This window comes from Duganella phyllosphaerae (assembly GCF_001758785.1).
Classification (GTDB): Bacteria; Pseudomonadota; Gammaproteobacteria; order Burkholderiales; family Burkholderiaceae_D; genus Rugamonas; species Rugamonas phyllosphaerae.
The window spans coordinates 20,852-45,253 of record NZ_LROM01000156.1 but is presented as its reverse complement, the minus strand read 5'-3'; the positions used below and the strand labels follow the sequence as shown (position 1 = coordinate 45,253).

General features: G+C 60.5%; 32 protein-coding genes and 2 tRNA genes. 19 read left to right on the top strand and 15 right to left on the bottom strand.

Annotation, left to right across the window (positions count from 1 at the left end; genetic code table 11):
• Positions 1–18: 18 nt before the first annotated feature.
• Both DUPY_RS26625 and DUPY_RS26620 read right to left on the bottom strand, forming a co-directional pair.
• Positions 19–240 carry a hypothetical protein gene (locus DUPY_RS26625; protein WP_070252250.1) on the bottom strand — a complete coding sequence of 74 codons (222 nt, stop codon included), beginning with the start codon at positions 238–240 and terminating at the stop codon, positions 19–21.
• 53 nt (positions 241–293) lie between these two features.
• Positions 294–491, bottom strand: coding sequence for a hypothetical protein (locus DUPY_RS26620; protein ID WP_070252248.1), 198 nt, complete (start codon positions 489–491; stop codon positions 294–296).
• Positions 492–637: 146 nt separating this feature from the next.
• Between DUPY_RS26620 and DUPY_RS26615 the strand changes: the two genes are divergently transcribed.
• A complete protein-coding gene (locus tag DUPY_RS26615; RefSeq protein WP_070252246.1) occupies positions 638–970 on the top strand; it encodes a hypothetical protein in 333 nt (110 codons plus the stop codon).
• Here DUPY_RS26615 and DUPY_RS28555 read toward each other — a convergent pair.
• Complete coding sequence (locus DUPY_RS28555; RefSeq protein ID WP_167359123.1) at positions 967–1,137, bottom strand: hypothetical protein; 171 nt, start codon at positions 1,135–1,137, stop codon at positions 967–969. The genes DUPY_RS26615 and DUPY_RS28555 overlap by 4 nt on opposite strands.
• Positions 1,138–1,161: 24 nt before the next feature.
• On the opposite strand from DUPY_RS28555, the gene DUPY_RS27435 reads away from it, so the two are divergent.
• Positions 1,162–1,413 (top strand): type II toxin-antitoxin system HicA family toxin, encoded by a 252-nt coding sequence (locus DUPY_RS27435; protein ID WP_307188210.1) that lies wholly within the window; start codon positions 1,162–1,164, stop codon positions 1,411–1,413.
• 136 nt (positions 1,414–1,549) lie between these two features.
• On the top strand, positions 1,550–1,969 hold the full coding sequence (locus DUPY_RS26610; protein WP_070252244.1) for a type II toxin-antitoxin system HicB family antitoxin: 420 nt from the start codon (positions 1,550–1,552) through the stop codon (positions 1,967–1,969).
• A 142-nt stretch (positions 1,970–2,111) separates the two neighbouring features.
• Here DUPY_RS26610 and DUPY_RS28175 read toward each other — a convergent pair whose 3' ends face one another.
• The 5 genes from DUPY_RS28175 to DUPY_RS28170 all read right to left on the bottom strand — a co-directional run bounded on the left by DUPY_RS28175 (position 2,112) and on the right by DUPY_RS28170 (position 6,022).
• On the bottom strand, positions 2,112–3,287 hold the full coding sequence (locus DUPY_RS28175; protein WP_141749701.1) for a HEPN domain-containing protein: 1,176 nt from the start codon (positions 3,285–3,287) through the stop codon (positions 2,112–2,114).
• Between the two features lie 62 nt (positions 3,288–3,349).
• Positions 3,350–3,907, bottom strand: coding sequence for a sigma-70 region 4 domain-containing protein (locus DUPY_RS26605; RefSeq protein ID WP_070252242.1), 558 nt, complete (start codon positions 3,905–3,907; stop codon positions 3,350–3,352).
• Between the two features lie 39 nt (positions 3,908–3,946).
• Complete coding sequence (locus DUPY_RS26600; protein ID WP_070252240.1) at positions 3,947–4,417, bottom strand: hypothetical protein; 471 nt, start codon at positions 4,415–4,417, stop codon at positions 3,947–3,949.
• Complete coding sequence (locus DUPY_RS26595; protein ID WP_070252238.1) at positions 4,414–5,211, bottom strand: ATP-binding protein; 798 nt, start codon at positions 5,209–5,211, stop codon at positions 4,414–4,416. The genes DUPY_RS26600 and DUPY_RS26595 overlap by 4 nt, the downstream gene beginning before the upstream one ends.
• Positions 5,195–6,022 carry a phage replication initiator YdaU family protein gene (locus tag DUPY_RS28170; RefSeq protein ID WP_141749700.1) on the bottom strand — a complete coding sequence of 276 codons (828 nt, stop codon included), beginning with the start codon at positions 6,020–6,022 and terminating at the stop codon, positions 5,195–5,197. Before DUPY_RS28170 ends, DUPY_RS26595 begins: the two co-directional genes overlap by 17 nt.
• Before the next feature lie 242 nt (positions 6,023–6,264).
• Here DUPY_RS28170 and DUPY_RS26580 point away from each other — a divergent pair, with 242 nt between their 5' ends.
• Entirely contained in the window at positions 6,265–6,507 is a 243-nt protein-coding gene (locus DUPY_RS26580) for a hypothetical protein (protein WP_070252233.1), read from the top strand.
• On the opposite strand, the gene DUPY_RS26575 is transcribed toward DUPY_RS26580, so the two are convergent.
• Positions 6,488–7,519 carry a transcriptional regulator gene (locus DUPY_RS26575; RefSeq protein WP_070252232.1) on the bottom strand — a complete coding sequence of 344 codons (1,032 nt, stop codon included), beginning with the start codon at positions 7,517–7,519 and terminating at the stop codon, positions 6,488–6,490. The genes DUPY_RS26580 and DUPY_RS26575 overlap by 20 nt on opposite strands.
• Entirely contained in the window at positions 7,516–7,746 is a 231-nt protein-coding gene (locus tag DUPY_RS27430) for a transcriptional regulator (protein WP_071651710.1), read from the bottom strand. The genes DUPY_RS26575 and DUPY_RS27430 overlap by 4 nt, the downstream gene beginning before the upstream one ends.
• Before the next feature lie 83 nt (positions 7,747–7,829).
• Here DUPY_RS27430 and DUPY_RS26570 point away from each other — a divergent pair, with 83 nt between their 5' ends.
• The 9 genes from DUPY_RS26570 to DUPY_RS26530 all read left to right on the top strand — a co-directional run bounded on the left by DUPY_RS26570 (position 7,830) and on the right by DUPY_RS26530 (position 12,277).
• Complete coding sequence (locus DUPY_RS26570) at positions 7,830–8,591, top strand: LexA family transcriptional regulator (RefSeq protein WP_070252230.1); 762 nt, start codon at positions 7,830–7,832, stop codon at positions 8,589–8,591.
• Positions 8,592–8,668: 77 nt separating this feature from the next.
• The gene (locus tag DUPY_RS26565; RefSeq protein WP_070252229.1) at positions 8,669–9,130 is read left to right on the top strand and encodes a helix-turn-helix domain-containing protein; all 462 of its coding nucleotides are present in this window, start codon (positions 8,669–8,671) and stop codon (positions 9,128–9,130) included.
• A 56-nt stretch (positions 9,131–9,186) separates the two neighbouring features.
• Positions 9,187–10,071 (top strand): antA/AntB antirepressor family protein, encoded by an 885-nt coding sequence (locus DUPY_RS26560; protein ID WP_208600110.1) that lies wholly within the window; start codon positions 9,187–9,189, stop codon positions 10,069–10,071.
• 132 nt (positions 10,072–10,203) lie between these two features.
• Entirely contained in the window at positions 10,204–10,542 is a 339-nt protein-coding gene (locus DUPY_RS26555) for a hypothetical protein (RefSeq protein WP_141749699.1), read from the top strand.
• A complete protein-coding gene (locus tag DUPY_RS26550) occupies positions 10,539–11,024 on the top strand; it encodes a hypothetical protein (RefSeq protein ID WP_141749698.1) in 486 nt (161 codons plus the stop codon). Before DUPY_RS26555 ends, DUPY_RS26550 begins: the two co-directional genes overlap by 4 nt.
• Positions 11,021–11,416: a hypothetical protein gene (locus DUPY_RS26545; RefSeq protein ID WP_141749697.1), complete on the top strand. Its 396-nt coding sequence runs from the start codon at positions 11,021–11,023 to the stop codon at positions 11,414–11,416. The genes DUPY_RS26550 and DUPY_RS26545 overlap by 4 nt, the downstream gene beginning before the upstream one ends.
• Positions 11,413–11,730: a hypothetical protein gene (locus DUPY_RS26540; RefSeq protein WP_070252220.1), complete on the top strand. Its 318-nt coding sequence runs from the start codon at positions 11,413–11,415 to the stop codon at positions 11,728–11,730. Before DUPY_RS26545 ends, DUPY_RS26540 begins: the two co-directional genes overlap by 4 nt.
• Positions 11,727–12,050 (top strand): hypothetical protein, encoded by a 324-nt coding sequence (locus DUPY_RS26535; protein ID WP_141749696.1) that lies wholly within the window; start codon positions 11,727–11,729, stop codon positions 12,048–12,050. The genes DUPY_RS26540 and DUPY_RS26535 overlap by 4 nt, the downstream gene beginning before the upstream one ends.
• A 2-nt stretch (positions 12,051–12,052) precedes the next feature.
• Positions 12,053–12,277: a helix-turn-helix transcriptional regulator gene (locus tag DUPY_RS26530; protein WP_070252217.1), complete on the top strand. Its 225-nt coding sequence runs from the start codon at positions 12,053–12,055 to the stop codon at positions 12,275–12,277.
• 76 nt (positions 12,278–12,353) lie between these two features.
• Here the strand turns inward: DUPY_RS26530 and DUPY_RS26525 are convergent.
• Positions 12,354–12,443, bottom strand: a tRNA-Ser gene (locus DUPY_RS26525).
• Between the two features lie 304 nt (positions 12,444–12,747).
• Here DUPY_RS26525 and DUPY_RS26520 point away from each other — a divergent pair.
• Positions 12,748–14,820, top strand: coding sequence for a hybrid sensor histidine kinase/response regulator (locus DUPY_RS26520; RefSeq protein WP_070252215.1), 2,073 nt, complete (start codon positions 12,748–12,750; stop codon positions 14,818–14,820).
• A 6-nt stretch (positions 14,821–14,826) separates the two neighbouring features.
• Here DUPY_RS26520 and acs read toward each other — a convergent pair whose 3' ends face one another.
• Entirely contained in the window at positions 14,827–16,815 is a 1,989-nt protein-coding gene (gene acs, locus DUPY_RS26515; RefSeq protein ID WP_070252213.1) for an acetate--CoA ligase, read from the bottom strand.
• Between the two features lie 206 nt (positions 16,816–17,021).
• On the opposite strand from acs, the gene DUPY_RS26510 reads away from it, so the two are divergent.
• The 4 genes from DUPY_RS26510 (at position 17,022) to DUPY_RS26495 (ending at position 20,215) form a co-directional block, all read left to right on the top strand.
• Positions 17,022–17,618 carry a TIGR00645 family protein gene (locus DUPY_RS26510; RefSeq protein ID WP_070252211.1) on the top strand — a complete coding sequence of 199 codons (597 nt, stop codon included), beginning with the start codon at positions 17,022–17,024 and terminating at the stop codon, positions 17,616–17,618.
• 35 nt (positions 17,619–17,653) lie between these two features.
• Positions 17,654–19,183 carry a fumarate hydratase gene (locus DUPY_RS26505; protein WP_070252209.1) on the top strand — a complete coding sequence of 510 codons (1,530 nt, stop codon included), beginning with the start codon at positions 17,654–17,656 and terminating at the stop codon, positions 19,181–19,183.
• Complete coding sequence (gene murI / locus DUPY_RS26500; RefSeq protein ID WP_070252207.1) at positions 19,183–20,022, top strand: glutamate racemase; 840 nt, start codon at positions 19,183–19,185, stop codon at positions 20,020–20,022. The genes DUPY_RS26505 and murI overlap by 1 nt, the downstream gene beginning before the upstream one ends.
• A gap of 117 nt (positions 20,023–20,139) precedes the next feature.
• Positions 20,140–20,215: transfer RNA gene (locus DUPY_RS26495), tRNA-His, on the top strand.
• A 141-nt stretch (positions 20,216–20,356) separates the two neighbouring features.
• On the opposite strand, the gene DUPY_RS28705 is transcribed toward DUPY_RS26495, so the two are convergent.
• On the bottom strand, positions 20,357–21,391 hold the full coding sequence (locus DUPY_RS28705; protein WP_208600109.1) for a hypothetical protein: 1,035 nt from the start codon (positions 21,389–21,391) through the stop codon (positions 20,357–20,359).
• Positions 21,392–21,463: 72 nt separating this feature from the next.
• Complete coding sequence (locus DUPY_RS28160; RefSeq protein WP_141749694.1) at positions 21,464–21,670, bottom strand: hypothetical protein; 207 nt, start codon at positions 21,668–21,670, stop codon at positions 21,464–21,466.
• Between the two features lie 261 nt (positions 21,671–21,931).
• Here DUPY_RS28160 and DUPY_RS26485 point away from each other — a divergent pair, with 261 nt between their 5' ends.
• Positions 21,932–22,510, top strand: a complete 579-nt coding sequence (locus tag DUPY_RS26485; RefSeq protein ID WP_070252205.1) for a hypothetical protein — start codon at positions 21,932–21,934, stop codon at positions 22,508–22,510.
• Positions 22,511–22,532: 22 nt separating this feature from the next.
• Here the strand turns inward: DUPY_RS26485 and DUPY_RS26480 are convergent, their stop codons facing one another.
• Complete coding sequence (locus DUPY_RS26480) at positions 22,533–24,260, bottom strand: methyl-accepting chemotaxis protein (protein WP_070252204.1); 1,728 nt, start codon at positions 24,258–24,260, stop codon at positions 22,533–22,535.
• Positions 24,261–24,402 lie beyond the last annotated feature (142 nt).

Here is a 24,402-nt window from a genome sequence, read left to right as displayed (position 1 = left end):
TGGAGCAGAACAACCAGATTAAGGGTTGCTCGCCTTTACTTTTACAACGGAGCTATTCAAGAGCCTCGCGAGCGATTCAGCATCATCCATAGTAGCGTCGTCAGCCAAAAACATGAGTAACGTGTCACGACTAAACCCCTCGATCTCTTCGTTAAATTGAAGCTCAACGCCAACTCCGACACCCAAAGGCGCTTTGTCGTTGGCCGGCTCGATCACCGTTGCTACGAAATTTCTCTTCATTAAATGCCCCTGATCGTGAATGTAGCGCCACTATATCAATGTCAGGAGACTATCTAATTTTTCCGTGGTGTGCATGGCACCTGAGCAGCGGTGGCGCTGGCATTCATGCCGCTGGCGCCGTAGCCCTTCGCACGCAATATCTCGCGGGCGCGCTCAGCATCCGTGAGCTGCGCGACGATCAGGCCCAACTGGTGGGTGTCTTTCGACAGCACCGCGCGCCGGATCAAATCGCGGTAGTGGCGCTGGTTCATGAAGCCTCGAATAAAAGAGCCACCGCCGTATAGTGCGGCGGAAGTCACGGCAGGTGGCAAAGGGTCCAACAGGGAAACGGTGCTGCTGGCCATCGCAGTGATGCGCCATCGGCAAATAAACGAAGCCGCAACCAGAGCAGTTGTTGATGGGAATCAAACTGCAGCGATTCTGGAAGCGCAATATCATCCCCCTTGAGTACAACGGAGGCGGGATGCTGAACATCAACCATAAAACTCGAATAATTCTTCGAGCCACAGGCTCGCTACAAATAAACAGCGATGGCGATGAAGTCCTTACTGGGCTCACTTTATCTGAGAGCAATTTCATGCTTGCTGTGGGGCAGCAAGAGCCCCAAGAGCGCGACGCAGGCGATATGTTCCTCACCAACCAGTTGAGACACCGCCACCTAGTAGCCAGACTCCAGCAGTTATTTCATCAGCATCGCACGGTGAGGCTTGGCTACAAGGATGATGATTAAGACTCTTCGTTTTCGACTGCATCCGGCTGGCGCGTCGCCGGCAGCATGTGCCAGCCGAGCTGCCGGCGGATCTCTTCGGGCGTTGGCGGCGGGTCTAGCTGGGCGTGCGTGAGGCGCTCGAAGTACTCGCGAACGGTCTCTTTCGCCGGGCGGGGCGTATCGGTCATCGCGCACTATCAAACACAACAAATATGTTGATAAACCTCTTGATAACACAACATATTTGTTGTATTATCTTACCACTGACACACATAAGGGGATGTATGAAATACAACGAGTTCCGGAGGTGGCTGCTCAAACAGGGCGCTGAAATCACCCCGGGCAAAGGAAGCCACCACAAGGTACTTCTTAATGGCAGATCAACAGTCTTCCCGGACCATGGAGCGAAAGAGATAGGGACGGGGCTGGTAGAGAAGATTAAGAAAGACCTAGGTTTGAAGTAAGAAAGCCCCGAAAGGGGTTTTCTTCGCCGCTCGCAGTATCGTAGATCGCCAGCACCAATGAAATTCCAAAACCGTTAAACCGTTAAACCGTAGACCGTTAGACAGATAAACCGTTAGTCCGTAGACAGAGGCTCAAATGTTAAATTACCCAATCACTCTCACGCCTGATTCAAATGGCACATACCTGGTCGGCTTCCCCGACTTCCCCGAAGCGAACTCTGTCGGTGACGACAAAGAGGACGCCTTGGCCCAGGCCGTTGACGCGCTGGAAACTGCGCTGTCGATCTATTTCGATGAGCGCCGCCCGGTACCGCTTCCATCACCTGCCGATGCCGGCGATGCTGTCGTTGCCCTGCCTGCGCTTGAAACCGCGAAGGTCTTACTCTGGAACGAGATGCACGCGCGCAAAATGCGCAAGGCCGACCTGGCGCGTATGCTCGATGTGCACACGCCGCAGGTGGATCGCCTTTTTGATCTTGGTCACTCGTCGAAAATCGAATTCGTCGAGCAGGCCGCGAAGGCGCTGGGCAAGACACTCAACGTTTCGCTCGTCTGAGTTATTCATGCCGCTCCGGTGGCGCTGAGTCCGCGCGCCGCCTCTTCCAACGTCAGAAATGACAAAAGCCCGCGACCTTGCGGTGGCGGGCTTTGCTCGTCAAGTGCAGTTGACGCAGCGATGACGTGTATATGGATTGAGACTATACCGGACCGATTAGTCCGATGCAAGTCCAATCGTGGCAAATATGCTCAACCTCATGGTCTATCATCTTTTTCAGCATCTTGCGCCCATTTTCCAGTACCAGTTCATCATCTTTTTTCAAGCGGAATATTTTGGCATGAACTAATTTGCCACGAAGTTGTAGAAGAGCCAAATAGTCGCTATGGTATCTTTTACGTTCTGAGGGAGTTTTTCCAAGCGTGAAAGCTAATCTATCGCACAGGCGTTTTGTCATCTCAGACATATCTGCTTCCTCGCCTAACAACGCCTCGAGGCCAATGCAGACTTCCAATAGGGCTACAGTTTGGTTATAGACACCTATCGAATCTACGTACCATTCAATTGCGGTAGCTATCCTAGAAAACTCCCGAGTACGGAGGCTTTTAATAAGCGGAGCAACGGCAAGAACGTATTTTTTAATTTCGGCTGGCGCAGCATCTTGTGCTACCGCTTCTGAAAACGTCGCCTGACCAAGAGAGTATCTGGAAACTCTAATCCCTCCAAGAAGATACGACAATCCTTCGACCGGCTCAATGTCTCCGATAAGTTTTCCCGTTTCAGAGAACACAGAAAATTTCGAGACGGCCCCATAATTATCAAAAGGTTGAGTGGAGATCTTGCTCACGATAAAGGTGAAAATTTTGGCCAAGGTTGCTAACCTCGTGGCAAAAGGAGACTTGCTACCCCTTATATAAAATCCCTCTCCATAATATATCAGTATTGCTTCACACTTGTCTATATTTGGCAAGATCAATCTAAGGTCTTCCGCAATCTCTATTTCGCTCCCGTCCAGGCCACCGAAGAAAAATTGTGGAATAGACATGGCACAGCTGTAGCGCCTCGGATAACTGGAAAATGTCTCAGCGGCACTTTGAGCCACAACTTTTGCATATTCCGTCTGAGGCATACCCTCTAGGTCCCCGCCAAATAAACGATCAGTTAGACTCGCCTCAGATTGAATGAGGAGGACTCGTGCGTCATCGACGGTCATCAAGTCCGCATAGCCTTCCACTAAAAAATTGCACAGTTTTTTATATTCCTCCCCATAAACCGGCCCAGTACTTAACGAATAGTTTTTTGGATCGCAGAAATGCTCGTAGATCGCTGCTTTATACTTTTCCGCCATGAATCGGCGCTTCACTGGAGATTCATTCATAGCTATGCCCATAAGATTTATGAGGCAATCATAGCCTGTCGAGACGTCGGTTGGAGAGCAAACTACCCCTGGTTAATTAAATTTTCACACAATGTACCCGCCGACTGCTGCGCTACACCGTCTAAATCTTTCAGCGCTTTATGGATGCGCGCCTTCTGATCGTAAGCAGTGGCCTTGGGCACATTGAGCTGCTTGGCTGCATCGGCGATCGACACACCGCGCTCGAAAAACGACCGGATGATGGCGGCGCGCATGTTGCGCAGGGTGATACCGGCACAGTGGCCGATGGCCCACTCAGTGAGCGTGGCTACCGCCTCGCGGTAGTCGTCGCTCATCTTGTCGCGGCTCTGGCAGCACGGGCATTCCTCGAAGCGCGGCGCGTACCGGGCAACGATGCACGCAGCCTGCAGCGCCGGCAGGTGGCTGACGCGCGCGCGGATGATGCCGGCCTGGGCGGCGCCGTCGAGCGCCACCAGACCTTTGCCGGAGCCAATTCCGGTTTTCATCAGCTTGGACATGGGCGACAGCGCGTACTGCTGGCTTGAGTAGTTGAAGGCGAACGTCAACGCGTCGTGTGGGTTGGCAAAAAGGGGAAGTTCGAAGTTATCTCGGGCGCTCATTTGGATTCCAGGTTCGATTTTATTGTTGATGATGTTGCTCTATGCGCGAGTGCGACCCGCAGCGTGGTCTTCTTGCGCGCCGGCCGCCGCTGCTCTCCGCAGCCGGGCAGTACGCTCGTAGTCGTCGATGATCGCGGCCAGCACCTGGTGGCCGGCGAATACAGTCTGCTCGCGCAGCATGCGCAGGAAGTTCAGGCGCCCGGGTAGATCGACCTCCTCGACCACCAGCGCGCCGGTGGCCGTCGCTTCGGCGCTGGCCAGCGCCGCCACCAGGCGCGCGCGGTGGAGCTGGGCCTCGTCGAGGCTGTACCAGTAGTACGCGTGCCCAGCATCGCGGACCTTCTCGCGGCTGATGTACCCGCGCGCCACCATCTCGGCCGCGCGCTTGTTGAAGTCGCGCGCGGTGATGCCGGCAGCCGCCGCCAGGCGGTAGCCCTGAAGTCGATGACCAGGTGCAGCGGCCAGGGCAGCGCGCACGCGGCACGGCATGCTCGTTCCGTCCTTGCTCATGCTGCTGTCACCTTGCCACGGTGGGATTCCCAGTCGAACGTGATCCACTTGCCGCCCTCGCGAAGCCGATCAAAACTGCGGTCGCCCAGGAACGCCTTCATGCCGGCCTTGTTCTGGTTCGTCAGCAGGATGGTGGGCATCATGTCGCGGTACCGCTTGTCGATGATGTCGAACAAGCTGACCTGCTCGGCGTCGGTTCCGTACTGGACACCCACCTCGTCGAGCACCAGGAGATGGACGCTGGCCAGCATGTCGAGCACTTCGGTCTCGGTGCGCGGCGAGTCGCGGCGCCAGGTGTCGCGGATCATGCGCACCGCGTCGATGGCGCTCGTGTACAACGCCGTGCGCTGAGCCATGATGGTCTGCGCGATGGCGATGGCCAGATGGCTTTTGCCTGTGCCCGGCAAGCCCGACATCACAATCACGGTACCGGCCTGCAGGTGGGCGTCGAAGTTCGACGCGAACTCCATGGCCTCGGCCAGCGCCACCTCCTTCGCATCGGTGTCCGCAATGAACGACTGGAAGGTCTTCGACCGATAGCGCAGAGGGATGCCAGAACGATCCAGGCGCTGCTCCAGCACACGCTGGGCATGCTCGGCTGCCTTGACTGCTTCCGCAGCCTTGGCGGCTTCCTGGTGAAGCCTGGAGCACTCCGGACAGCCAATCCATCGCATCGTGCTACCGATCTTGAAGCCGGCGCTGGTGAACTCGCCATGATCCGGGCAGGTGTCCTGCCTCTCCGACTGCGTGATCAGCGGCAGGCGTGGCGCTAGCGAGTTATGTGATCCGTCCATTTTCAATTCCTTCCGAGTAATCGAGGTTTTCAAAGTTGCTGTGTCGCGATGGTTGCGCCGGGCCAGCGCGCGGTGAGCCGGTCGATGGGGCCAGCACCCACTTCGCCTCGAAGCCTTGCCAGCCGCGTGCGCAGCACAGCGCCAGCGCCGCTTCCATCGTCAGGCCAGCCTTCTCTGCCTCGAACCAGATCTTCGTGACCACGGTCTGCGTGACTGGTGCCTTCTTCGCCTTCCGGAGCGCGAGCCAATCGGTAGCGGTCTGCTCGGTCACCCCAGCCTCAAGCAAACGGGCCTTGGGCGAAATCTTCGGCGCAGCCGGCTCGGCCGCGTCAGCGGGTGGGCTATGTTTTTTCGGTGAATCAGGAATCAGTGAATCAGTGAATCGGTGAATCAGAGAATCAGGAGGTTTTCCATCGTTAGACTTTTGTGTATCCGCCGTTAATTCACGGTGAATATCAGAAGTCGAGCATTCATGCGGGTTTGCGGCCGGCTTGACTGGAAGCGTGGAGGCCTTTTCCGTGTTGTGAGGGGTCTGGTGCTTTCGGAAGTTCATCACCTGGATAACCGCCTGCCCTTCTACTTCGTACCTCGATATGAAGCACTCCCGTTCAAGTTCCGTGAGTACACCGTTAACGTCGCAGTCATAGTACGGAAAGATTTCGGCTTTGATCAGGCGCGGCTTGTCTTCCAAGCGCCCCTCGCGATCAGCCAGTCCCCACAGCCCGGCGAACAGAAGCTGCGCATGCGGCCCCAGGTCGGCCAGCTTGTAGTTCTTGTAGAAGCCCGGTTTGATATTGCGTGCGCGGGCCATCAGCGACTCCTGATCTCTTCCGCGCCGTTGGCGGTCCTGCTGATCCACTGTTTCATTTTCAACCTTGCATTCAGCCAAATATAGGGACAGGGCGTGACCGGTGGGCTGAAATCACGTGGTCGCAGCTGCGCAGCTGCTGCCCTGTTTGAAACTGTCGCCGGCGCGTGGCCGGCATTTCGGGTGGGAACTTCCTTCCGTGTTAAATTAGCAATTCCACTTGATAATTTGAAAGGAAATTCCCAATGAACCATCAAGAACTTTTGCTCGCCGCCGAGGTAGCCAAAATTTGTCGAAAAATACAGAATATGGATAAAACTAAATATGCGGAGACGATTGAACACGAGCCGAACCGAGAGGAGTTACTTGAGAAATGGATCGCCGAGCACCCCACTTCCTCGTTTGTACCCAAGGCTTACGCTTTTCTCAAAAAGGTTGCTGCCGAGATCACCCGCATAGAGTCCGATATCATTGATAGTCGGCTCTAGTCGGTTGCAATAGCCGGTTAGTGCGGCGCTGCTCAGCCAGCATTAGCAGCTGAACCGTAATCTCGGCAGGCTGCTGCAGCTTGCCCGACAGGCTGAACACTTCGCGCGAAATCACGACCAGCGGATCGAGTGCGACCTGCGCCGCTGCGCGCGCAACATTGCGCTCAGCGTCGGCTACCTTCTGGGCTGACTCGGCGGCCATCGCGGCGGCGGCCTGGTCGAATGTGTCGGCACCGACGGTGCTCAGGATGTTTGCCAACTGGCCGAGCACGTTGATGGTCTCGGCTGCGATCTGCTTCACGTCGGCGGTTACCTTGTCGAGCTCGCGGGCCCAGGCCGGCCATTCGCTGCCCGCCACCGGCGTAGGCGCGGCGCCAAGTGGGGTATGGGTTTCTTTCGAGATGCTTGCATTTTCGGCGCCCGGCTCGATTCCCTTTTGCGCGGGCACCTGCGCGGTGGCGGCCAGCACCTGCTCGAGGTAGTGCAGCACGTCCTCGGCCAGGCGTTCACCTTCGAATACGTGGCGGGCACTAGCGATGGCGGCGCGCAGTTTGGCGCCGTCGTCGGCGGGCGCGGCGGCCGGGCCGAACAGTGAGCCATCCTGCTCGTGCATCAAGCGTTGATACTGCGGCTTGGTCAGCCAGCGGCACGAACCATCGAACAGCGCATATTGGCCATCCTTGTGCAGAATGTGGCCGATCACCTCATGGCCGCGCTCCACCAGGTTGGCCAGCTTGCGCGCTCCCAGCTGGGTGGCGAGGGTGCCAGCGGTGCAAGCATGTGGTGGAACGGGTGCTGCCAGCTCAGGCCAGATCGCCGACCAGGTGTCGGGGAACAGCTCCTGCCGCGTCACGGCGCCGCCGGTGGCGCGCTCGATGGCGGCGCCGTGCACCACCGGGATCGGCCGCTCCCCCATCGCCCACTGGCGAACCGTGGGCTGGTGCGAGCCTACGGCAGCCGCCAGCGCAACTTGATTGCCATGGGCAAGAGCGAAGTATTCAGTAAGGGTCATGGGGTTTCCTTGGTGGGGGTGGCAGGATCCGGACCAAACAGATCAGGCCTAAGTTCGAAACGTGTGACACCGCAATTCAGGGCAGATTCAATAGCTAGGCAACGCTTCGCGGGTGCCTCTCCTCGGCGTACCCATTGCTGAACCGCCTGCGGCGTGACCCCGACTAATCTGGCGAGTGCGGTACGGTTGCCCGCTATACGGGCGGCTTTTTCGATGGCATTTTCCATACCCAAAGTTTAAAGCCAAAATTGGATACTTACAAGTCATACTTTAAATGACTTTTTAAAGCAATGCTTGTACCATTCGACTCATGGATATCAAAAACGCACTCACACAACTCTTGGCCTCCAAGCCCGGCACCAATATGTCTGACCTCGCTCGCGCATGCGAGGTGACACCGCAGGCTGTCCAGCAGTGGCTGGCTGGGACCACAACCCCACGCGGATCGCGGCTGAATTCGGTAGCGAAATACTTCGGGATGTCGCCACTTGAATTTACGATGTACACAGCAAACGATGGGGATTTGGAGGGGTTATCAGAGGTGCTATCAAACATCAAGCCGGTCGTCGAAAGCACGCGACAAGCCGAGATAGCTAGACGCAACCGAGCACACCCCTCCCCCACAACTATCACTACCTCAAAGCCGAAAAAGAGATTCGACACGTTGGTAACGCTTGATGCGTGGGCGCTGAACGGGCCAATGCCAATCTCGTCGATGAAACTTCCGGAGTCAGAGGCCTACGCTATGCTGGGAGTGCGGGACTTCGGTCAAGTCGGCTTTACCTTTGTAGCCGACGACGCGATGGAGCCAACCCTGCAACATGGTGATTTGCTATTTTTGGATGAATGGTTAGGGTCTGATAAGCACGTTGCGGAGGACGGAATCTATCTCATTGAATTTGAAGGTAAATGTCAGATACGGCGGTTGCAAGACTTGGGGTACAAAATTGCGATTAAGTCAGACAATCCTCTCTATGAGACGTGGTTCATTGACGACGCGAACGACAGCAAATTTCGTGTACTTGCGCGGGTCATTCGATCAATGTCAATGAAGATGAAAACCCTAGGATAGCCTCCACTTACAAGTATTGCTTGTAATTTAAAAAGATATGCTTTAAAGTTGCTTCATCAACTCGATGGAGCAACCGAATGAACACCACTTCAACCAGCACCACCACCACCGGCGAGCAGCTCCGCCTTGCCCGCATCCGCAGCGGTTACAGCCAGGACGATTTAGCGGCAAAGGTCGGCGTCTCCCAGCAGTCCATCGCAAAATGGGAGCGCGGCGCAGCCAGTCCCCGTGCTCGTCGCATGGCGGCGCTCACGGCGGCCATCGGCCCACTTCATTCCAACACCAACACCGACCAATCGAACGAACTTCGCACGCCCCCTGCGTCGGCGCGCCCGACCAGCCCGATCCTGCACGAGCTGCTGGCAGCCGAGGTCATCATCTGCACGATGCTCGGCGTCATGACCACCGACCAGAAGCTGGCCATGGCCGCCAAGCTCGACGAGCTGGGCGTGGCCGGCGAAGGTGCGACGCGGTTTCACGAGCGGCGCGCCGCCCTGGTCGCTGCAGGTGCCGAGAATTTGCAACCACGCCCAGCCTAATTTCCTATCATCAACGCCAGCAGCATCCGAGCCATCCAACTACCCAGAGGACCAAAATGAGCGCATACGAACCCCACACTCTGTTGGCACGACAGCCAGCATCCGACATTGCCCGCCTGGTGCCGGTTCGAACTGCGATGATTGGCGGAAAGCTCATTCAGTCCGTCAGCGCACGCGAACTGCACGCTTACCTCAACGTCGGCAAGCTCTTCGCCGCATGGATGCCAGAGCGGATCGCGCAGTACGGCTTCTTTCTGCAGCAGGACTATGAGGTTTTTTCCGATTCGGGAAATAACCCCGCTGGCGGCCGTCCATCGAAGGAATACACGATCACGCTGGACATGGCGAAGGAGCTGTCCATGGTGGAGCGCAACGCCAAAGGCAAGGAGGCGCGTCAGTATTTCATCGAGTGCGAGCGGCGCGCGCTGGCGCCGGCGGTTGATCAGTTGGCCAGCCTGCCACCGGAGCAGCGCGCGCTGATCGCACTGATGGTGGACAACGCCTCGATCAAAGCACGGCAGGACGAACACGCCCAGGCGCTGGCCGGCCAAGCCGAGGTGCAGGCGCAGCAAGGTGCAACGCTCACCCAGGTCGAGCAGCGCGTTGATGAGTTGGCCGACACCATGGTGGTGCGCACCCGCCCTGCCGGTTCGGAATCAATCACCCATATGCGCCCGCGCGCGGCGAAGATGTTCGGCCTTCCAGAGCGGATTGTGGAATACCTGGTTCGCCAAAGCCCACTCCAGATCAAGCCGGCCTGCATGGTGAAGAACGATCACGAAGATGCCGAGGGCGGCAGCTACGCAGTCTATTGGGTCAAGGATGTGAACGCCGTGCTTCGCCGGTTCACCGCCGAGTGCCAGATGGTAACGCCGAGCTTCGCCACGCACCCATACGTCGAAGGCCGCTTCAAGCTGACACCGGCCCGCGACCGACCGTAACCCCGCGCCGGCCCGCCGGCACCCACAAAAGAAAAAGCCCACCTGGTGCTCGAACACCAGATGGACCCGTGCGCCCTAATTTTTTGGAGAAAGACCATGGCGAATCATAATCATACTACCAAGGTAGAAGTAATGGCAATAGATATGGAATTGATGCCGCTCAAATCTGCGGCGCGCGACGCCAGCGATTTCGGCGACCGCGTGACCCCGGAGCAGATGGCCCGCTACGAAGTCGAGTCCCTGTGCTCGCACATGATGTGGTTGCGCTCCTGGTGGGCGAACTACGGCCAGGCCATCACTGCGGCACTGCCGGAAGCGGCCCGCACCGGGCACGACCACTTCATCGAAGGCGTCTTGTTCGCCCGCTCGGTCAACAAGACAGCCGGTTTCAATCTCGGCGAAGACTACATGCGCAACTACAGCTGGGGCCGCAGCACGCAGACCGTTCGCATAATCGGCGGTGCAGCGTGAGCGCGCACACCTCCCCCCTGCCTGTGGCGCCGGCAGGGGCAACCCTCTACAACATCACGACCGATGCCGGAAAGATCCTGCATCCGAAGTGCACCCTCGACGATGCGCACCGGATCATCGACGTGAGCCGCCGCGAGCCGGAGAAGTACCCGGAGTGGCAAGACGGCCTGCGCGTGAAGGCGATACTCGATAGCGACCGCCTCCGGCCCCGGGGCACTGGTGCCGCGCTCACCTACGCCGACGGTTTGCCGCTGGATGGGCGCAATGCCACAGCACCGGCGCTGCACTTTACCGGCACCAACCTTGGCCTGGGCGGCGACGAGCCGGTGGTGGTCAACATCGCCACCGGTACATGGTCGGCCAGCCTCACCGTCGAACTGGCCCTGTTTCACCTCGACGACTTCGTTGACGGTCACCGCGCGCGTCTGATCGGTGTTGTCGGCGCCCACTTCGGCGTGCAGCTGGTCCGGGGTGCAGCATGATGGCCGCCCTCACCTGCAGCTTGATCGGCCACCGGCCGGCACCGCGCCAGTACCAGCTCACCGCCGGCGCCATTGCGCGCACCTGGGAGTGCTGCCCGCGCTGCCGCGAGCACCACTGTCCGGACGTGCAGGCGGCGCTGCTGGTGCGCGTTGTGGCCGAGGGCCAGCTGATCCCGGCCGGCTTCGGTGTTGCCGCGGTAAATTGGAAAACCGGAGACGCGCTGTGCCTACCTATACCGCTCAACCTGGTGGCCGCCAGCGCCCGGCGCGCGTGGTATTTGGTCAAAGCGCCGCACGCGCTGGTGGTGGACCCGCGCCAGGCCTACGACAAGGGCTACCGCGCCGGCGTGCGCGCCGGCCAGCGCCAGCGCCGCGCCGGAGGTGAAGCGTGAGCGCCGCCCACCTGCTGGCCATCATGGCCGCCGGCGACCTAGCCGTCGAGCTCTGGCGCGCCGAGGGCGCGTGCGCCATGGCGAAGGACGCGTACATCGCCCGCGTGCGCAAGTTCGAAAGCCAATTCGGCGACGTGCCCCACAACGCACCCTCCGACGATCCCGACCGCCTGGCCATGAACCAATTCACCCGGGCCAGATACGAGAGCTTCACCGACGCGCGCAAAAAGGTGTACAGCCTGCGCAGCCGGCTGCGGCGCGCCTGCGAGAAGGCGGCACGTGCCAGCGCCAGCACCAAGCGAGGCGCCGCGTGAGCACCCGCGAAATTGAACATGCAGCGATGCTGTGGCACGAGGTGTACTCGCACCGGATGCTCATCAATGCCAGGCGCCTCGTGCTCGCGAAAGAAATTCAGGCGCGGCCGGGCTCCGACAGCTATTGGAATCCAGCCTACCGCGAGCACGAGCACGTCAAGGCGCAGATCACGCTCCTGAAAAGGAAGGAGCGCGCAGCGCAGAAGGTGCTGGCCAAGGCGTGCGCCAAGCAGCGCGACCGCTTCAACCGGTCGGATGTCATCGATGTCGAAATAAAGCAGCTGGCCAGCACCACCCCAACCACACCCGAGAGGAATTGACCATGAACATGAACGAAATGAAAACTTTTATCCGTCTGCCGGCCGTCATGGCAGCCGTTGGCCTGCGCCGCACCGCCATCTACCAGGCGATCAAGGCGGGCACTTTCCCGGCCGCGATCCGCATCGGCCCGCAGGCCGTGGCATGGGATTCGGGAGCGATCGCGCAGTGGCAGGCCGAGCGCATTGCTCAGTCGGCAGTCAAATCGGCGCAAAAAGACCAGAAATAGCAGTGTGGGTAGAGATGGGGGTAGGATAAGTCCAGACGAAAAAAAGCCCTTGAAATCAAGGGCTTTTTAGTATTTTTGGCGGAGAGAGGGGGATTCGAACCCCCGATAGGTTTGACCCTATACACGCTTTCCAGGCGTGCGACTTCAACCGCTCATCCACCTCTCCTGCAACTCTTCCCCTCTCGGAGAAGCCGCGAATTATAGCAAACAATCCACACAGCACCAACTTTATTTGGCAACTCCTTCAGTGCTAGTGATTTCATCAGCTACAATTACCCGGTCTCTGCCCGATGCCGCCCTGCGGCCCAAATTGCGCGGCTGCGACCCCGACCTCTGCCTGGTCCCTGATCCCGCCCTGGCTTACCGCTTGTCCGCGTTCCACCGCGCAAGCACGCTGCACCCAATACTTCTTACAACGTGACCGCGCGCCGTCGCTGGCGCCGGAGAACCTCGGGTTTCACTGATCAGATATGACGAGTTCGCTTTCCTTCCTCGATAACGGCGGCCACATGGGCGCCTTGATGCGTGCCCATGACTGGGCCGGTACTGCGATGGGCGATCCCCGCACGTGGCCGCAATCGCTGCGTTCTTCGCTCTCGGCCTGCCTCAACTCGCCCATTCTGGGCGCGGTGCTGTGGGGGCCCGAGTTGCGCATGTTCTATAACGATGCCTATGCCGAATCGCTGGTCGATCGCCATCCGGGCGCCCTCGGTCAGCCGATCGCCGGCGTGTGGGGCAGTACGTGGGACAAGGTGGCGCCCGATTTTGACCGGGCCATGGCCACCGGCCTGGGCTTTTCGCACAACTATGTCGAGCTGATGGTGCTGCGCCACGGCCAGCTTGAAAAAACTTTCTGGAACTTTTCCGCCACGCCCATCGTCGGCGAGGATGGTTCGGTGGTCGGCCTGCTCAACCAGGGCCAGGAAATTACCGAGCAGGTGCGCAAAGACCGCGAGGCGCACACGGCCCAGGCCACGCTGGTGCGCACCGTCGATGAGCGCACGCGCGACCGCAACCGGCTGTGGGAGCTGTCGGCGGACATCATGCTGCGCTGCGGTTTCCGTGGCCTGATCAATAGCGTCAATCCGGCGTGGCTCGATGTGCTGGGGCTTGGTGAGAGCGAGCTGGTCGGCACCAACCTGCTCGACCATCTCCACCCGGACGATATCAAACGCACCGCCGATGCCGCGCGGCTGCTGTCTGAAGGCCGCGTGCTCACGCGCTTCGACAACCGCTATCGCCACAAGAATGGCACTTATCGCTGGATCTCGTGGTCGATCCGGCCCGATGCCGAGAGTATCTACGCCGTCGGTCGCGACGTTACCGCCGAAAAGGAACAGGCAGAGGCGCTGCGCTCGGCCGAAGATGCGCTGCGCCAGGCGCAGAAGATGGAGGCGGTCGGCCAGCTTACCGGCGGGCTGGCCCATGATTTCAACAACCTGCTGGCCGGCATCCAGGGCAGCCTCGACATGATCGTCCAGCGCATCGGCCAGGGTCGCTATGGCGACATCAAGCGCTATGTCGAGGTGGGCAGCGATGCGGCCAAACGCGCAGCCGCCCTCACCCACCGGCTGCTGGCCTTTTCGCGCCAGCAAACGCTCGATCCCAAGCCCACCGACGTCAACCGCCTGGTGCGCGGCATGGAAGACCTGGTGCGGCGCACCGTCGGTCCGGCCGTACAGGTGGAGGCGCATGGTCCCGACGACTTGTGGACCGCGCTGGTCGATGCGTCGCAGCTGGAAAATTCGCTGCTCAACCTGTGCATCAACGCGCGCGACGCCATGCCCGGCGGCGGCCAGATCCGCATTACGACCGCCAACCACTGGCTCGACGGCGAGGTGGCCGGGGCCGAGGCCGATGATTTGCCGGCCGGCGAATACCTGTCGCTCAGCGTGCAGGATACCGGCACCGGCATCGCGCCGGAACTGATCGCGCGCGTGTTCGAGCCGTTCTTCACCACCAAGCAACCGGGCGAAGGTACCGGGCTCGGCTTGTCGATGGTGTATGGTTTTGCCAAGCAGTCGGGCGGCCACGTGCGCATCTATTCCGAGCATGGCGCAGGCACCACCGTGTGCCTCTACCTGCCACGCCACGACGGCGTGGCCGATGGTGTCGACATCCGCCAGAAGACCAGCACCGTTGCGCGCGACATCCGCAGCGCTACCGTACTGGTGGTCGATGACGAGCCGAGCGTGCGCCTGCTGATCGCCGACATCCTGGGCGACCTCGGCTGCACTGTATTACAGGCGGGAGACAGCTCCGCCGGCCTGGCAGTGCTGGAGTCGGGCGCGCCGGTCGATCTGCTGGTCAGCGATATCGGCCTGCCGGGCGGCATGAACGGGCGCCAGATGGCCGAGCTGGGCATGCGGCTCAAGCCGCGCCTGCGTGTGCTGTTCCTGACCGGGTATGCTGAAGCTGCCGTGCTGGGTAGCGGCAAATTGGCCGAAGGCATGGCCGTGATGACCAAGCCGTTCGATATCGATGTGCTCTCGGAGCGGGTGGCGGACATGCTCGCTGCGGTGGACGCGCCACCGCAGCGATAACGCTTTTTACGACGCTTCTTTCAGTTGCTCCAGGATGGCCGGGTTTTCCAGCGTGGAGACGTCCTGGGTAATGGTTTCGCCCTTGGCCAGCACGCGCAGCAGGCGGCGCATGATCTTGCCCGAGCGGGTTTTCGGCAGGTTGTCGCCAAAGCGGATTTCCTTCGGCTTGGCGATCGGACCGATCTCCTTGCCCACCCAGTTGCGCAGCTCCAGCGCCAGCTTCTTGGCGTCGTCGCCGGTCGGGCGCGCCTGCTTGAGCACCACGAACGCGCAGATCGATTCGCCGGTGGTGTCGTCGGGACGGCCGACCACGGCAGCCTCGGCCACCAGCGGATTGGCCACCAGCGCCGATTCGATTTCCATCGTGCCCATGCGGTGACCGGAAACGTTGAGCACGTCGTCGATGCGGCCTGTGATGGTGAAGTAGCCGGTGTCCTTGTTGCGGATGGCGCCATCACCAGCGAGGTACATCTTGCCGCCCAGTTCGTCCGGGAAGTAGCTGGTTTTAAAACGGTCCGGGTTGTTCCAGATGGTGCGGATCATCGACGGCCATGGACGCTTGACCACCAGAATACCGCCCTGCCCGTTCGGCACGTCGGCGCCAGCTTCATCGACGATGGCTGCCATGATGCCCGGCAGCGGCAAGGTGCACGAACCCGGCACCATCGGCGTGGCGCCCGGCAGCGGGGTGATCATGTGGCCGCCGGTCTCGGTTTGCCAGAAGGTGTCCACGATCGGGCAGCGCTCGCCGCCCACTTGCGTGTAGTACCACATCCAGGCTTCCGGATTGATCGGCTCGCCAACCGTGCCCAGCAGGCGCAGCGACGACAAGTCGTAGTTTTTCGGATGCACTTTCGGATCGACGTCCGACGCCTTGATCAGCGAACGGATCGCCGTTGGCGCGGTATAGAAGATGCTGACCTTGTGCTTGGCCACGGTGTCCCAGAAGCGGCCGGCGTTCGGGTAGGTGGGCACGCCTTCGAAGATCACCTGGGTGGCGCCCACGGCGGTGGGACCGTAGGCGATATAGCTGTGGCCGGTTACCCAGCCGATATCGGCGGTGCACCAGTACACGTCGGCGGGCTTGATGTCGAACGACCATTTCATGGTCAGTGCGGCCCACAGCAGGTAGCCGCCGCTCGAATGCTGCACGCCTTTCGGGGTGCCGGTGGAGCCGGACGTGTACAGGATGAACAGCGGATGCTCGGCATCGACCCATTCCGGCTCGCAGTCGGCCGACTGGTCGGCCACCAGGTCGTGCAACCACAGGTCGCGGCCTTGGTTGAAGGCAACGTTGCCGCCAGTGCGCTTATAGACGATCACGTCCTTGATGGTGTCGCAGCCGCCCAGCGCCAGCGCTTCGTCGACGATGGATTTCAACGGCAGCTGCTTGCCGCCGCGCAGTTGTTCGTCGGCGGTGATGACGGCCACGGCGCCGGCGTCGATGATGCGCTCCTGCAGCGACTTGGCGGAGAAGCCGCCAAACACCACCGAGTGGGTGGCGCCGATACGGGCGCACGCCTGCATGGCCGCCACGCCTTCCACCGACATCGACATGTAGATGATGACGCGGTCGCCCTTTTTGATGCCGCGCGACTTGAGGCCGTTGGCGAACTTGCACACTTTTTCGTGCAGTTCCTTATAGCTGACATTGACCGACTTGCCGTCGTCCGCTTCGAAGATGATGGCGGTCTTGTCGGCGTTGCCGTTGGTCAGGTTGCGGTCGAGGCAGTTGTACGAGACGTTGAGCTTGCCGCCTTCGAACCATTTGTAGAACGGCGCGTCGTCTTCGTTCAGGGTGCGGGTGAACGGCGTTTGCCAGGCCAGGTGTTCGTTGGCCAGGCGCGCCCAGAAGCCTTCGTAGTCGGCTTCGGCCTCCGCGCACAGCGCGTTGTAGCCGTCCATGCCCGAGACGGTGGCCTGGGACACGAAGGCCTCGGGCGGATTGAAGACGCGGGTTTCCTGTGGGCCTTGCTGGGTGGTAGTGCTGCTCATACTAGTCTCCGTTGTTGTATTCGTTTGCCACAAACATAAACGCCATCGCTTACTGCGCCCTTACATGCCGACACTGCATAGTTCAGATGATTCTATCAATATTTCTGCCATGGCATGACCGCCTCACGCAGCGGTGCCACAGCCGGGCTGCGCGTGTAGAATGTCGCCATCTTATAGTCTGCACCATTTTCCGGAGTCCCGCCCACATGTCCGAGCACAAGCCCAAGCTGCGTCCTCTACCCCACTTCATTTTCATGTCGCGCTGGCTGCAATTGCCGCTGTACGTGGGTCTGATCCTGGCCCAGTGCGTGTACGTTTTCCACTTTTGGGTCGAACTGAAAGACCTGATCGGCGCGGCCATGGGCAACGACGCCGCCCTGCAGCACATCATCCAGGCCGTGGCCGTCCCTAACGCCGTCGCCCCTACCCGCCTCAACGAAACCACCATCATGCTGGTGGTGCTGGGCCTGATCGACGTGGTCATGATCTCCAACCTGCTGGTGATGGTGATCATCGGCGGCTATGAAACCTTTGTGTCGCGCATGAACCTCGAAGGCCACCCGGACCAGCCCGAGTGGCTGTCGCACGTGAATGCGTCCGTGCTGAAAACCAAGCTGGCCATGGCGATTATCGGCATCTCGTCGATCCACCTGCTGAAAACCTTTATCAACGCCAATGCGTACGATGCCAAGGTGCTCATCGCGCAAACGACGATCCACATCGCTTTCCTGCTCTCGGCCCTGGCAATTGCCTACACCGACCGCCTGACCACGATGACGCACCACGACTCCAAGTCGCACTGATTGAAAAAACATCCCATCCACCACGCGAGAACATCATGACCATCATAAAGCAAGAAGACCTGATCGAATCGGTTGCCGCCGCCCTCCAGTACATCAGCTATTACCATCCAGCCGATTACATCGAGCACCTGGCGCGCGCGTATGACTCCGAGCAGAGCCCGGCCGCCAAGGACGCCATCGCGCAGATCCTGACCAACTCGCGCATGTGCGCGGAAGGCAAGCGCCCGATCTGCCAGGACACCGGCATCGTCAACGTCTTCCTGAAGATTGGCATGGGTGTGCGCTTCGAAGGCTTTAGCGGCACCGTCACCGACGCCGTCAACGAGGGCGTGCGCCGCGCGTACAACTTCGACGACAACAAGCTGCGCGCATCGATCGTGGCCGACCCGCACTTCGACCGCAAGAACACCAAGGACAACACGCCAGCCGTGGTCCACATGGAACTGGTCGAAGGCAACACCGTGGACGTCAAGGTCGCAGCCAAGGGCGGCGGCTCGGAAAACAAGTCCAAGATGATCATGATGAACCCGTCCGATTCGCTGGTGGACTGGGTACTGAAAACCGTGCCGACCATGGGCGCCGGCTGGTGCCCGCCAGGCATGCTGGGCATCGGCATCGGCGGCACCGCCGAGAAAGCCATGCTGATGGCCAAGGAAGTGCTGATGGAAGACATCGACATGTTCGAGCTGAAGCAGCGCGGCCCGCAGAACAAGCTGGAAGAACTGCGTATCGAACTGTGCGACAAGGTCAACGCGCTGGGCATCGGCGCCCAGGGCCTGGGCGGCCTGACCACCGTGCTCGACGTCAAAATCATGATGCACCCGACCCACGCGGCGTCGAAACCGGTGGCCATGATCCCGAACTGCGCGGCCACCCGCCACGGCCACTTCGTGCTCGACGGCTCCGGCCCTGCCTACATGACGCCGCCACCGCTGTCCACCTGGCCTGATGTGTCGTGGGCGCCGGACACCGAAAAATCGAAACGCGTCGACCTCAACACGCTGACGAAAGAAGAAGTCGCCTCGTGGAAGCCGGGCCAGACCCTGCTGCTCAACGGCAAAATGCTGACCGGCCGCGATGCTGCCCACAAGCGCATCCAGGACATGCTGGCCAAGGGCGAAGAACTGCCGGTGGACTTCAAGAACCGCGTGATCTACTACGTCGGTCCGGTCGATCCGGTGCGTGACGAAGTGGTCGGCCCAGCCGGCCCAACGACTGCCACCCGCATGGACAAGTTCACCGACATGATGCTCGAGAAAACCGGCCTGATCGCCATGATCGGCAAGGCCGAGCGCGGCCCGATCGCGATCGAGTCGATCAAGAAGCACCAGTCGGCGTACCTGATGGCGGTTGGCGGGTCGGCCTACCTGGTCTCCAAGGCGATCAAGGGCGCCAAGGTGCTGGGCTTTGCCGACATGGGCATGGAAGCGATCTACGAGTTCGACGTGGAAGACATGCCGGTCACGGTGGCAGTCGACTCGGCCGGCACCTCGGTGCACAACACCGGTCCGGCCGAATGGAAAGCCAAGATCGAGCAACTGAACGTGGCCATCGTCACTGCCTGATGAACGTCCCGCGCCCACAGCCAGCCGAGTGCCCGATCGGCGTGTTCGACTCGGGTGTGGGCGGCCTGTCGGTGCTGCGCCATATCCGCGCGCAGCTGCCGCACGAACACCTGCTGTACTTTGCCGATTCCGGCCACGCACCGTACGGCGAAAAAACCGAAGAGTTCGTGGTCGAGCGTGCATTGGCGGTGACAGCCTTCCTGCTGGACCACGGCGCCAAGGCGCTGGTCGTCGCCTGCAACACGGCCACCGTGGCCGCCATCAAGGCGGTACGCGCACGCTACCCGGAATTACCCGTGGTGGGCGTGGAGCCGGGCCTGAAACCCGCAGCGGCCGCCACCCGCAACGGCAAAGTGGGCGTGCTGGCCACGGCGCGCACGCTCAAGGGCGACAAATTCCTGCAACTGCGCGAACAGATCAGCGCCACCACCCACGCCGAATTCCTGCTGCAGGCGGCCGTGGGCCTGGTCGACCAGATCGAACTGGGCGACCTGCAAGCACCGAAGATCGGCGCCATGCTGGAACAGTACGTGGCGCCGCTTCTGGCCCAGGGCGCCGACACGCTGGTACTCGGCTGCACCCACTACCCGTTCGTGCGCGACGGTATCGAACAGGTGCTGGCCGCACACGACCGCGCCGACGTGGTGCTGATCGACACCGGCGACGCCGTGGCGCGCCAGCTGGGGCGCTTGCTGGATACGGGCGCGCTGCTGCGGGCGGCAGCGCCGGATGCCCCCGCCACCTTGCGCGGCTTCACGACCGCCAGGCCGGCCGCCTTGTCGGCAGCCTTCCTCGCCCTGCTCGACCTCGATCCGGTAGTTGCAGCGGCCGACATCTAGAAACAACGGTCATCTTCCAAAAAACCTCGCATTTAGATTTGCAGGTTTCCAAAGTGGCTTGTATAATGCGGCACCTGCCCAGCAAACCGCAAAGCAGGCGTAGTTAGTAAGACAGTGGTGGCTGTAGCTCAGTTGGTAGAGTCCAGGATTGTGATTCCTGTTGTCGTGGGTTCGAGCCCCATCAGCCACCCCAAAGAATTCGTTATTGAAAAAATGCTTGATTCCCCAGGGAATCAGGCATTTTTTTTCGTCATCACGTTTTTCCTCGAAGACGCACGTCTCCCTCTCCAGCCCGAATGATAGCCGCCAAAATCCGCTGCTGCGATCACCGCTATCAACTATGCGGTCCCAGGACCTCGCTGAACTGCTGCTTCTCTTCGGCCGAGGCGCCGGGGCGCTTGACGGCAGTGGTCAACGCCGCACGCAAGTTGGGCGTGAGTTCCACGTCGCCGCTATTTACCGAGCTCAGGGTTTCCCGAACCAGGTCACCGTATGCCCCTTTTGACAACTGCGTAATGGCGATGTTCGAAGCCTCGGCGGGAGAATTGAGGCGATAGAGCTTCTGGACGGCCAGCGCGCGCACCAGATCACTGCCCTGGCTCTGCGCAGTCTGGTTCAACAGTTGGACGGCATCGCTGCGCAGATTGGCGACATCGCCACTTTTCTGTTCCGCCAGTGTGCCGATGAAATTGAGCCGCGCCACAGCGGTGCGCTCATCGATTTTGGTCCCTGCCTTGACATCGGCCAGCGCCCGGACGATGACGTCCTGCGGTGCCTGGCCGGGCAAGTTGAAGTACGTCTCGTACATCTCGGCAAACTTGTTCTCGCTCTGCCCTTGCCAGATCGCATTCGCCTCGTGCAAGACAATACTGCGACCGGCCGGCGTTACGACCAGCAACGACCGCAACATGTCACGCTCCATACCCTGCTCGGCCGGCATGTCGTGATAGAACTGCTGCACGGTTTTGACAACGCCGATGTCGTTCTCGATCGATTCCAGCAGACTCGTCTGGAATTCCTCGATTTCCTTCGCCGACAGGTCCTCGCGCTTGAGAATCTTGTCGACGAGGGCGCGAAGACCGTCGCCAGCCTGCCGGGCCGTCAACGGCTTGACCGCAGCGCTGGCCGACTCGTCCGCCGCCACGGCCGCGACGCCGTGCGCGGCACCGCCTGCGGCCGCTTGCGCACCGCGCGCAGCCTGCGCTGGCGCTGGCTGTACGCCGGAACCGGCGAAATGGGGCGCATCGACCTTGTCGGTCCGCTGCTCGCCGCCCGACATAACAAAGAACCCGGTCGCGATCAGAACGGCAGCGCCGATGACGGCTGCTGCGGACCAGCGGGTCAAGCAAAAAGATAGTTTGGTGGACATGGCATTCCCGTGAAATGGTGACTTTGAACTGGGCAATCCGCCGGCCCGGCAGCCGCCCAGATGACGTGCGCCTTAAATCCGCTGATAGTCGCAACTGCTGCCGCGCCACTCGGGAAGATAACCATCGACCGTATATGCGCCGCCCACGTAGGTGCAGCGCCAGCTGGTGCCGCCCAGCCAGTCTGCGCGCCACTTGTCCGGGCAGTCGTTATCAATGGTCAGGAAATTATTTCCGCCGAGCACGCGCATTCTCCCAAACCTTTCGCTGAAGTTAATCACGGCGCGGCCTCTATAACCTTTGTTGGGGCTGCATGAAACTATATGTATGGATTGCCGCGCACGCGGTGGTGGCCAAAGCGATGCTGGTGACGCACGACAACGCTTTTTTTCCGGTTCCAGGTGGGGTTCTCGCAGTCGAGGACTGGATCGTCATGAGGCGAGCATGTCAGCGATCCATGGCCCGCACGCTACAGCAACATTGCCTCATTGCTGCGCGGTAAGTGTTAGACTGGCAGTCCTTTATTAATAATCAACATTTTCATGCGCATTATTACCTCTACCCTCGCCCTCGTCACTACCACACTGCTGACCTTGTCCTCGGCCCACGCGGCCACCACGCCCACCATCGAGCAAATCCAGTCTGCCGTCGATGCCGGCGTGGCCAAATCGGCTTCGCCGGTGCCGATGGCGTTCCGGATCACCAGCCTGGTCGGCTGCCGGCCATCACCGGAAGTGAAAGAAGAGACCGTATGCCTGGTGGGGATGAGCGCCGGCATGCGCGACGGCTTTACGGTCCTGCCGCTGCGCCAGGATGGCGCAACGTGGGTAGGCGTGGAGCGCAAGAACGCCGAGTTCCCCGGCCCCACGACCGATGAGGTCAAGGCGGCCATGACCGCCCTGGCGGCCGAGAAGGTGGCTGCCGATCCTGCGGCGGCCAACGATCCGCAAGTGAAGGCGCTGCCCGGCATGGTGGTCAAGAGTGTCGATCAATGCAAGGTCGAACGCAAAACCGGCAATCTGCTGTGCGCCGCCAAGGTCACTGTTCCAGGCCAGGGCGACGTCAAGGCCGATATGCGGTTCGTACTGGGCAGCCAGGGCTGGCGTATGGCCCCGCGCTAAACAGCGCCGGGGCTCACGCTGACTAGAACTGCTCCCACTCCCCCGCTTCAGCTTTCGAGACGTCTTTCGCCGGGCGCGCAGGCGCCGGCTTGGCGATGGCAATGCGCCGTGTGGCAGGCGGCGGGGTGGCCGGACGTGCTGCGGGGTGTTGTGCGGGACGCGGTGCAGCCTGGCTGGCCTGCTGCTGCCCCACCTTGAACACGCTGACTACCTGCGACAGGATACTGGCCTGCTCCTGCATCGAGTTGGCGGCAGCCGCAGCCTGTTCCACCAGCGCAGCATTTTGCTGGGTCACCTCGTCCATTTGCGCAATCGCCGAATTGACTTGCTCGATGCCCGTGGTCTGCTCCAGGCTGGCCGAGGCGATTTCGCTCATGATGTCGGTCACGCGGGTAATCGATTGCACGATGTCGGCCATGGTCACGCCGGCGTCGTCCACCAGTTTGCCGCCGGTATCGACCTTGGTGACGGAGTCGTCGATCAGGATCTTGATTTCCTTGGCGGCGGCGGCGGATCGGTGCGCCAGGTTGCGCACTTCGGTGGCGACGACGGCAAAACCACGGCCCTGCTCGCCGGCCCTGGCCGCTTCGACGGCGGCATTCAGGGCCAGGATATTGGTCTGGAACGCGATGCCGTCGATGACGCCGATGATGTCCACGATTTTTTTGGACGACTGGTTAATCGAGGCCATGGTCTCCACCACCTGCGACACCACGGCGCCACCGCGCACCGCCACTTCCGAGGCAGACACGGCCAACTGGTTGGCCTGGCGCGCATTGTCGGCATTCTGCTTGACGGTGCCGGTCAGTTCTTCCATCGACGCGGCGGTTTCTTCCAGTGAGCTGGCCTGCTCTTCCGTGCGCGAAGACAGGTCGAGATTGCCTGCGGCGATTTGCGCCGAGGCGGTGGCAATGGTGTCGGTCCCTACGCGCACGCGGCCGACGATATCGGCCAACTGGTCGCGCATCTGCCGCATCGAGTACATCAGGCTGCGGCTGTCGCCCTGCTGCAGCACGATATCGGTATCGAGCTTGCCGCCGGCGATCTGCTCGGCGACCTGCATGGCATAGGCTGGCTCGCCACCGAGCTGTTTCAGGATGCTGCGCGTAATGATCACACTGGCGCCGATCGACAGTAACACGCCAACCAGCGACACGGCGAGGATCAGTGCCCGGCTCTTTTCGTAATCGGCGTGGGCCTGGGCCGCGGTGTCGTTGCTGGTTTTGATCTCGTAATCGCGGAATTCGATCAGTGTATTGGTCCATTTATCGAGCGCCGGCCCGGCCTCGCCCATCAGCACGTCGGGCGCGCCGGGATCGTTCTTGAGCCCCAGCTCGGCAGCCTTGTTAATCGCCGGCAGCGCGGACTTTTTGACTTCCTCTATTTTTACCAGGTAGGCTTTTTCTTCAGCGCTGGCATTGGGATCGCTGGCAAATAATTTTTCCAGGTCGGCGATCACCTTGTCGTAGTTGCGCAGGCTGGTATCGAGCGCCTGCTTCTGCGCCGTCATCCTGGGCACGTCACTGAGCACGATCAGGTTGCGCATCGCAGCAGAGGCTTTTTGCGCCTCGCCGGAGGCGATGGCGATCATATTCGATTCTTGCGCGTTGAAGTCAACGGTGACGACCAGCGACTCGTTCAGCGCGGCCAGCTTGGTAATGCCCAGCGCCGCAATGATGATGGAGACCACCAATAAGAGGCCGAAACCTGTCGCCAGACGCGTGCTGACCTTGAGTTCGTGAAAAGACATGTTTTTCCCTCAATCTATGAGTGCATCCTGAGCGAGGATCGCCACTGACAATCGGTTGCATTGCTGATTTTACTAGCCTTAGGGAAATATATGGCAAATTGACACGCAAGTGTGGCAATCACGCCGCATCGTTAGCGTTACA

Excerpts from the sequence above, each read along its gene's own strand:
- DUPY_RS26625 (WP_070252250.1), bottom strand. The coding sequence starts at position 240 with ATGAAGAGAAATTTCGTAGCAACGGTGATCGAGCCGGCCAACGACAAA.
- DUPY_RS26620 (WP_070252248.1), bottom strand. The coding sequence starts at position 491 with ATGAACCAGCGCCACTACCGCGATTTGATCCGGCGCGCGGTGCTGTCG.
- DUPY_RS26615 (WP_070252246.1), top strand. The coding sequence starts at position 638 with ATGGGAATCAAACTGCAGCGATTCTGGAAGCGCAATATCATCCCCCTT.
- DUPY_RS28555 (WP_167359123.1), bottom strand. The coding sequence starts at position 1,137 with ATGACCGATACGCCCCGCCCGGCGAAAGAGACCGTTCGCGAGTACTTC.
- DUPY_RS27435 (WP_307188210.1), top strand. The coding sequence starts at position 1,162 with ATGTTGATAAACCTCTTGATAACACAACATATTTGTTGTATTATCTTA.
- DUPY_RS26610 (WP_070252244.1), top strand. The coding sequence starts at position 1,550 with ATGTTAAATTACCCAATCACTCTCACGCCTGATTCAAATGGCACATAC.
- DUPY_RS28175 (WP_141749701.1), bottom strand. The coding sequence starts at position 3,287 with ATGAATGAATCTCCAGTGAAGCGCCGATTCATGGCGGAAAAGTATAAA.
- DUPY_RS26605 (WP_070252242.1), bottom strand. The coding sequence starts at position 3,907 with ATGAGCGCCCGAGATAACTTCGAACTTCCCCTTTTTGCCAACCCACAC.
- DUPY_RS26600 (WP_070252240.1), bottom strand. The coding sequence starts at position 4,417 with ATGAGCAAGGACGGAACGAGCATGCCGTGCCGCGTGCGCGCTGCCCTG.
- DUPY_RS26595 (WP_070252238.1), bottom strand. The coding sequence starts at position 5,211 with ATGGACGGATCACATAACTCGCTAGCGCCACGCCTGCCGCTGATCACG.
- DUPY_RS28170 (WP_141749700.1), bottom strand. The coding sequence starts at position 6,022 with ATGGCCCGCGCACGCAATATCAAACCGGGCTTCTACAAGAACTACAAG.
- DUPY_RS26580 (WP_070252233.1), top strand. The coding sequence starts at position 6,265 with ATGAACCATCAAGAACTTTTGCTCGCCGCCGAGGTAGCCAAAATTTGT.
- DUPY_RS26575 (WP_070252232.1), bottom strand. The coding sequence starts at position 7,519 with ATGACCCTTACTGAATACTTCGCTCTTGCCCATGGCAATCAAGTTGCG.
- DUPY_RS27430 (WP_071651710.1), bottom strand. The coding sequence starts at position 7,746 with ATGGAAAATGCCATCGAAAAAGCCGCCCGTATAGCGGGCAACCGTACC.
- DUPY_RS26570 (WP_070252230.1), top strand. The coding sequence starts at position 7,830 with ATGGATATCAAAAACGCACTCACACAACTCTTGGCCTCCAAGCCCGGC.
- DUPY_RS26565 (WP_070252229.1), top strand. The coding sequence starts at position 8,669 with ATGAACACCACTTCAACCAGCACCACCACCACCGGCGAGCAGCTCCGC.
- DUPY_RS26560 (WP_208600110.1), top strand. The coding sequence starts at position 9,187 with ATGAGCGCATACGAACCCCACACTCTGTTGGCACGACAGCCAGCATCC.
- DUPY_RS26555 (WP_141749699.1), top strand. The coding sequence starts at position 10,204 with ATGGCAATAGATATGGAATTGATGCCGCTCAAATCTGCGGCGCGCGAC.
- DUPY_RS26545 (WP_141749697.1), top strand. The coding sequence starts at position 11,021 with ATGATGGCCGCCCTCACCTGCAGCTTGATCGGCCACCGGCCGGCACCG.
- DUPY_RS26530 (WP_070252217.1), top strand. The coding sequence starts at position 12,053 with ATGAACATGAACGAAATGAAAACTTTTATCCGTCTGCCGGCCGTCATG.
- DUPY_RS26520 (WP_070252215.1), top strand. The coding sequence starts at position 12,748 with ATGACGAGTTCGCTTTCCTTCCTCGATAACGGCGGCCACATGGGCGCC.
- acs (WP_070252213.1), bottom strand. The coding sequence starts at position 16,815 with ATGAGCAGCACTACCACCCAGCAAGGCCCACAGGAAACCCGCGTCTTC.
- DUPY_RS26510 (WP_070252211.1), top strand. The coding sequence starts at position 17,022 with ATGTCCGAGCACAAGCCCAAGCTGCGTCCTCTACCCCACTTCATTTTC.
- DUPY_RS26505 (WP_070252209.1), top strand. The coding sequence starts at position 17,654 with ATGACCATCATAAAGCAAGAAGACCTGATCGAATCGGTTGCCGCCGCC.
- murI (WP_070252207.1), top strand. The coding sequence starts at position 19,183 with ATGAACGTCCCGCGCCCACAGCCAGCCGAGTGCCCGATCGGCGTGTTC.
- DUPY_RS28705 (WP_208600109.1), bottom strand. The coding sequence starts at position 21,391 with ATGTCCACCAAACTATCTTTTTGCTTGACCCGCTGGTCCGCAGCAGCC.
- DUPY_RS26485 (WP_070252205.1), top strand. The coding sequence starts at position 21,932 with ATGCGCATTATTACCTCTACCCTCGCCCTCGTCACTACCACACTGCTG.
- DUPY_RS26480 (WP_070252204.1), bottom strand. The coding sequence starts at position 24,260 with ATGTCTTTTCACGAACTCAAGGTCAGCACGCGTCTGGCGACAGGTTTC.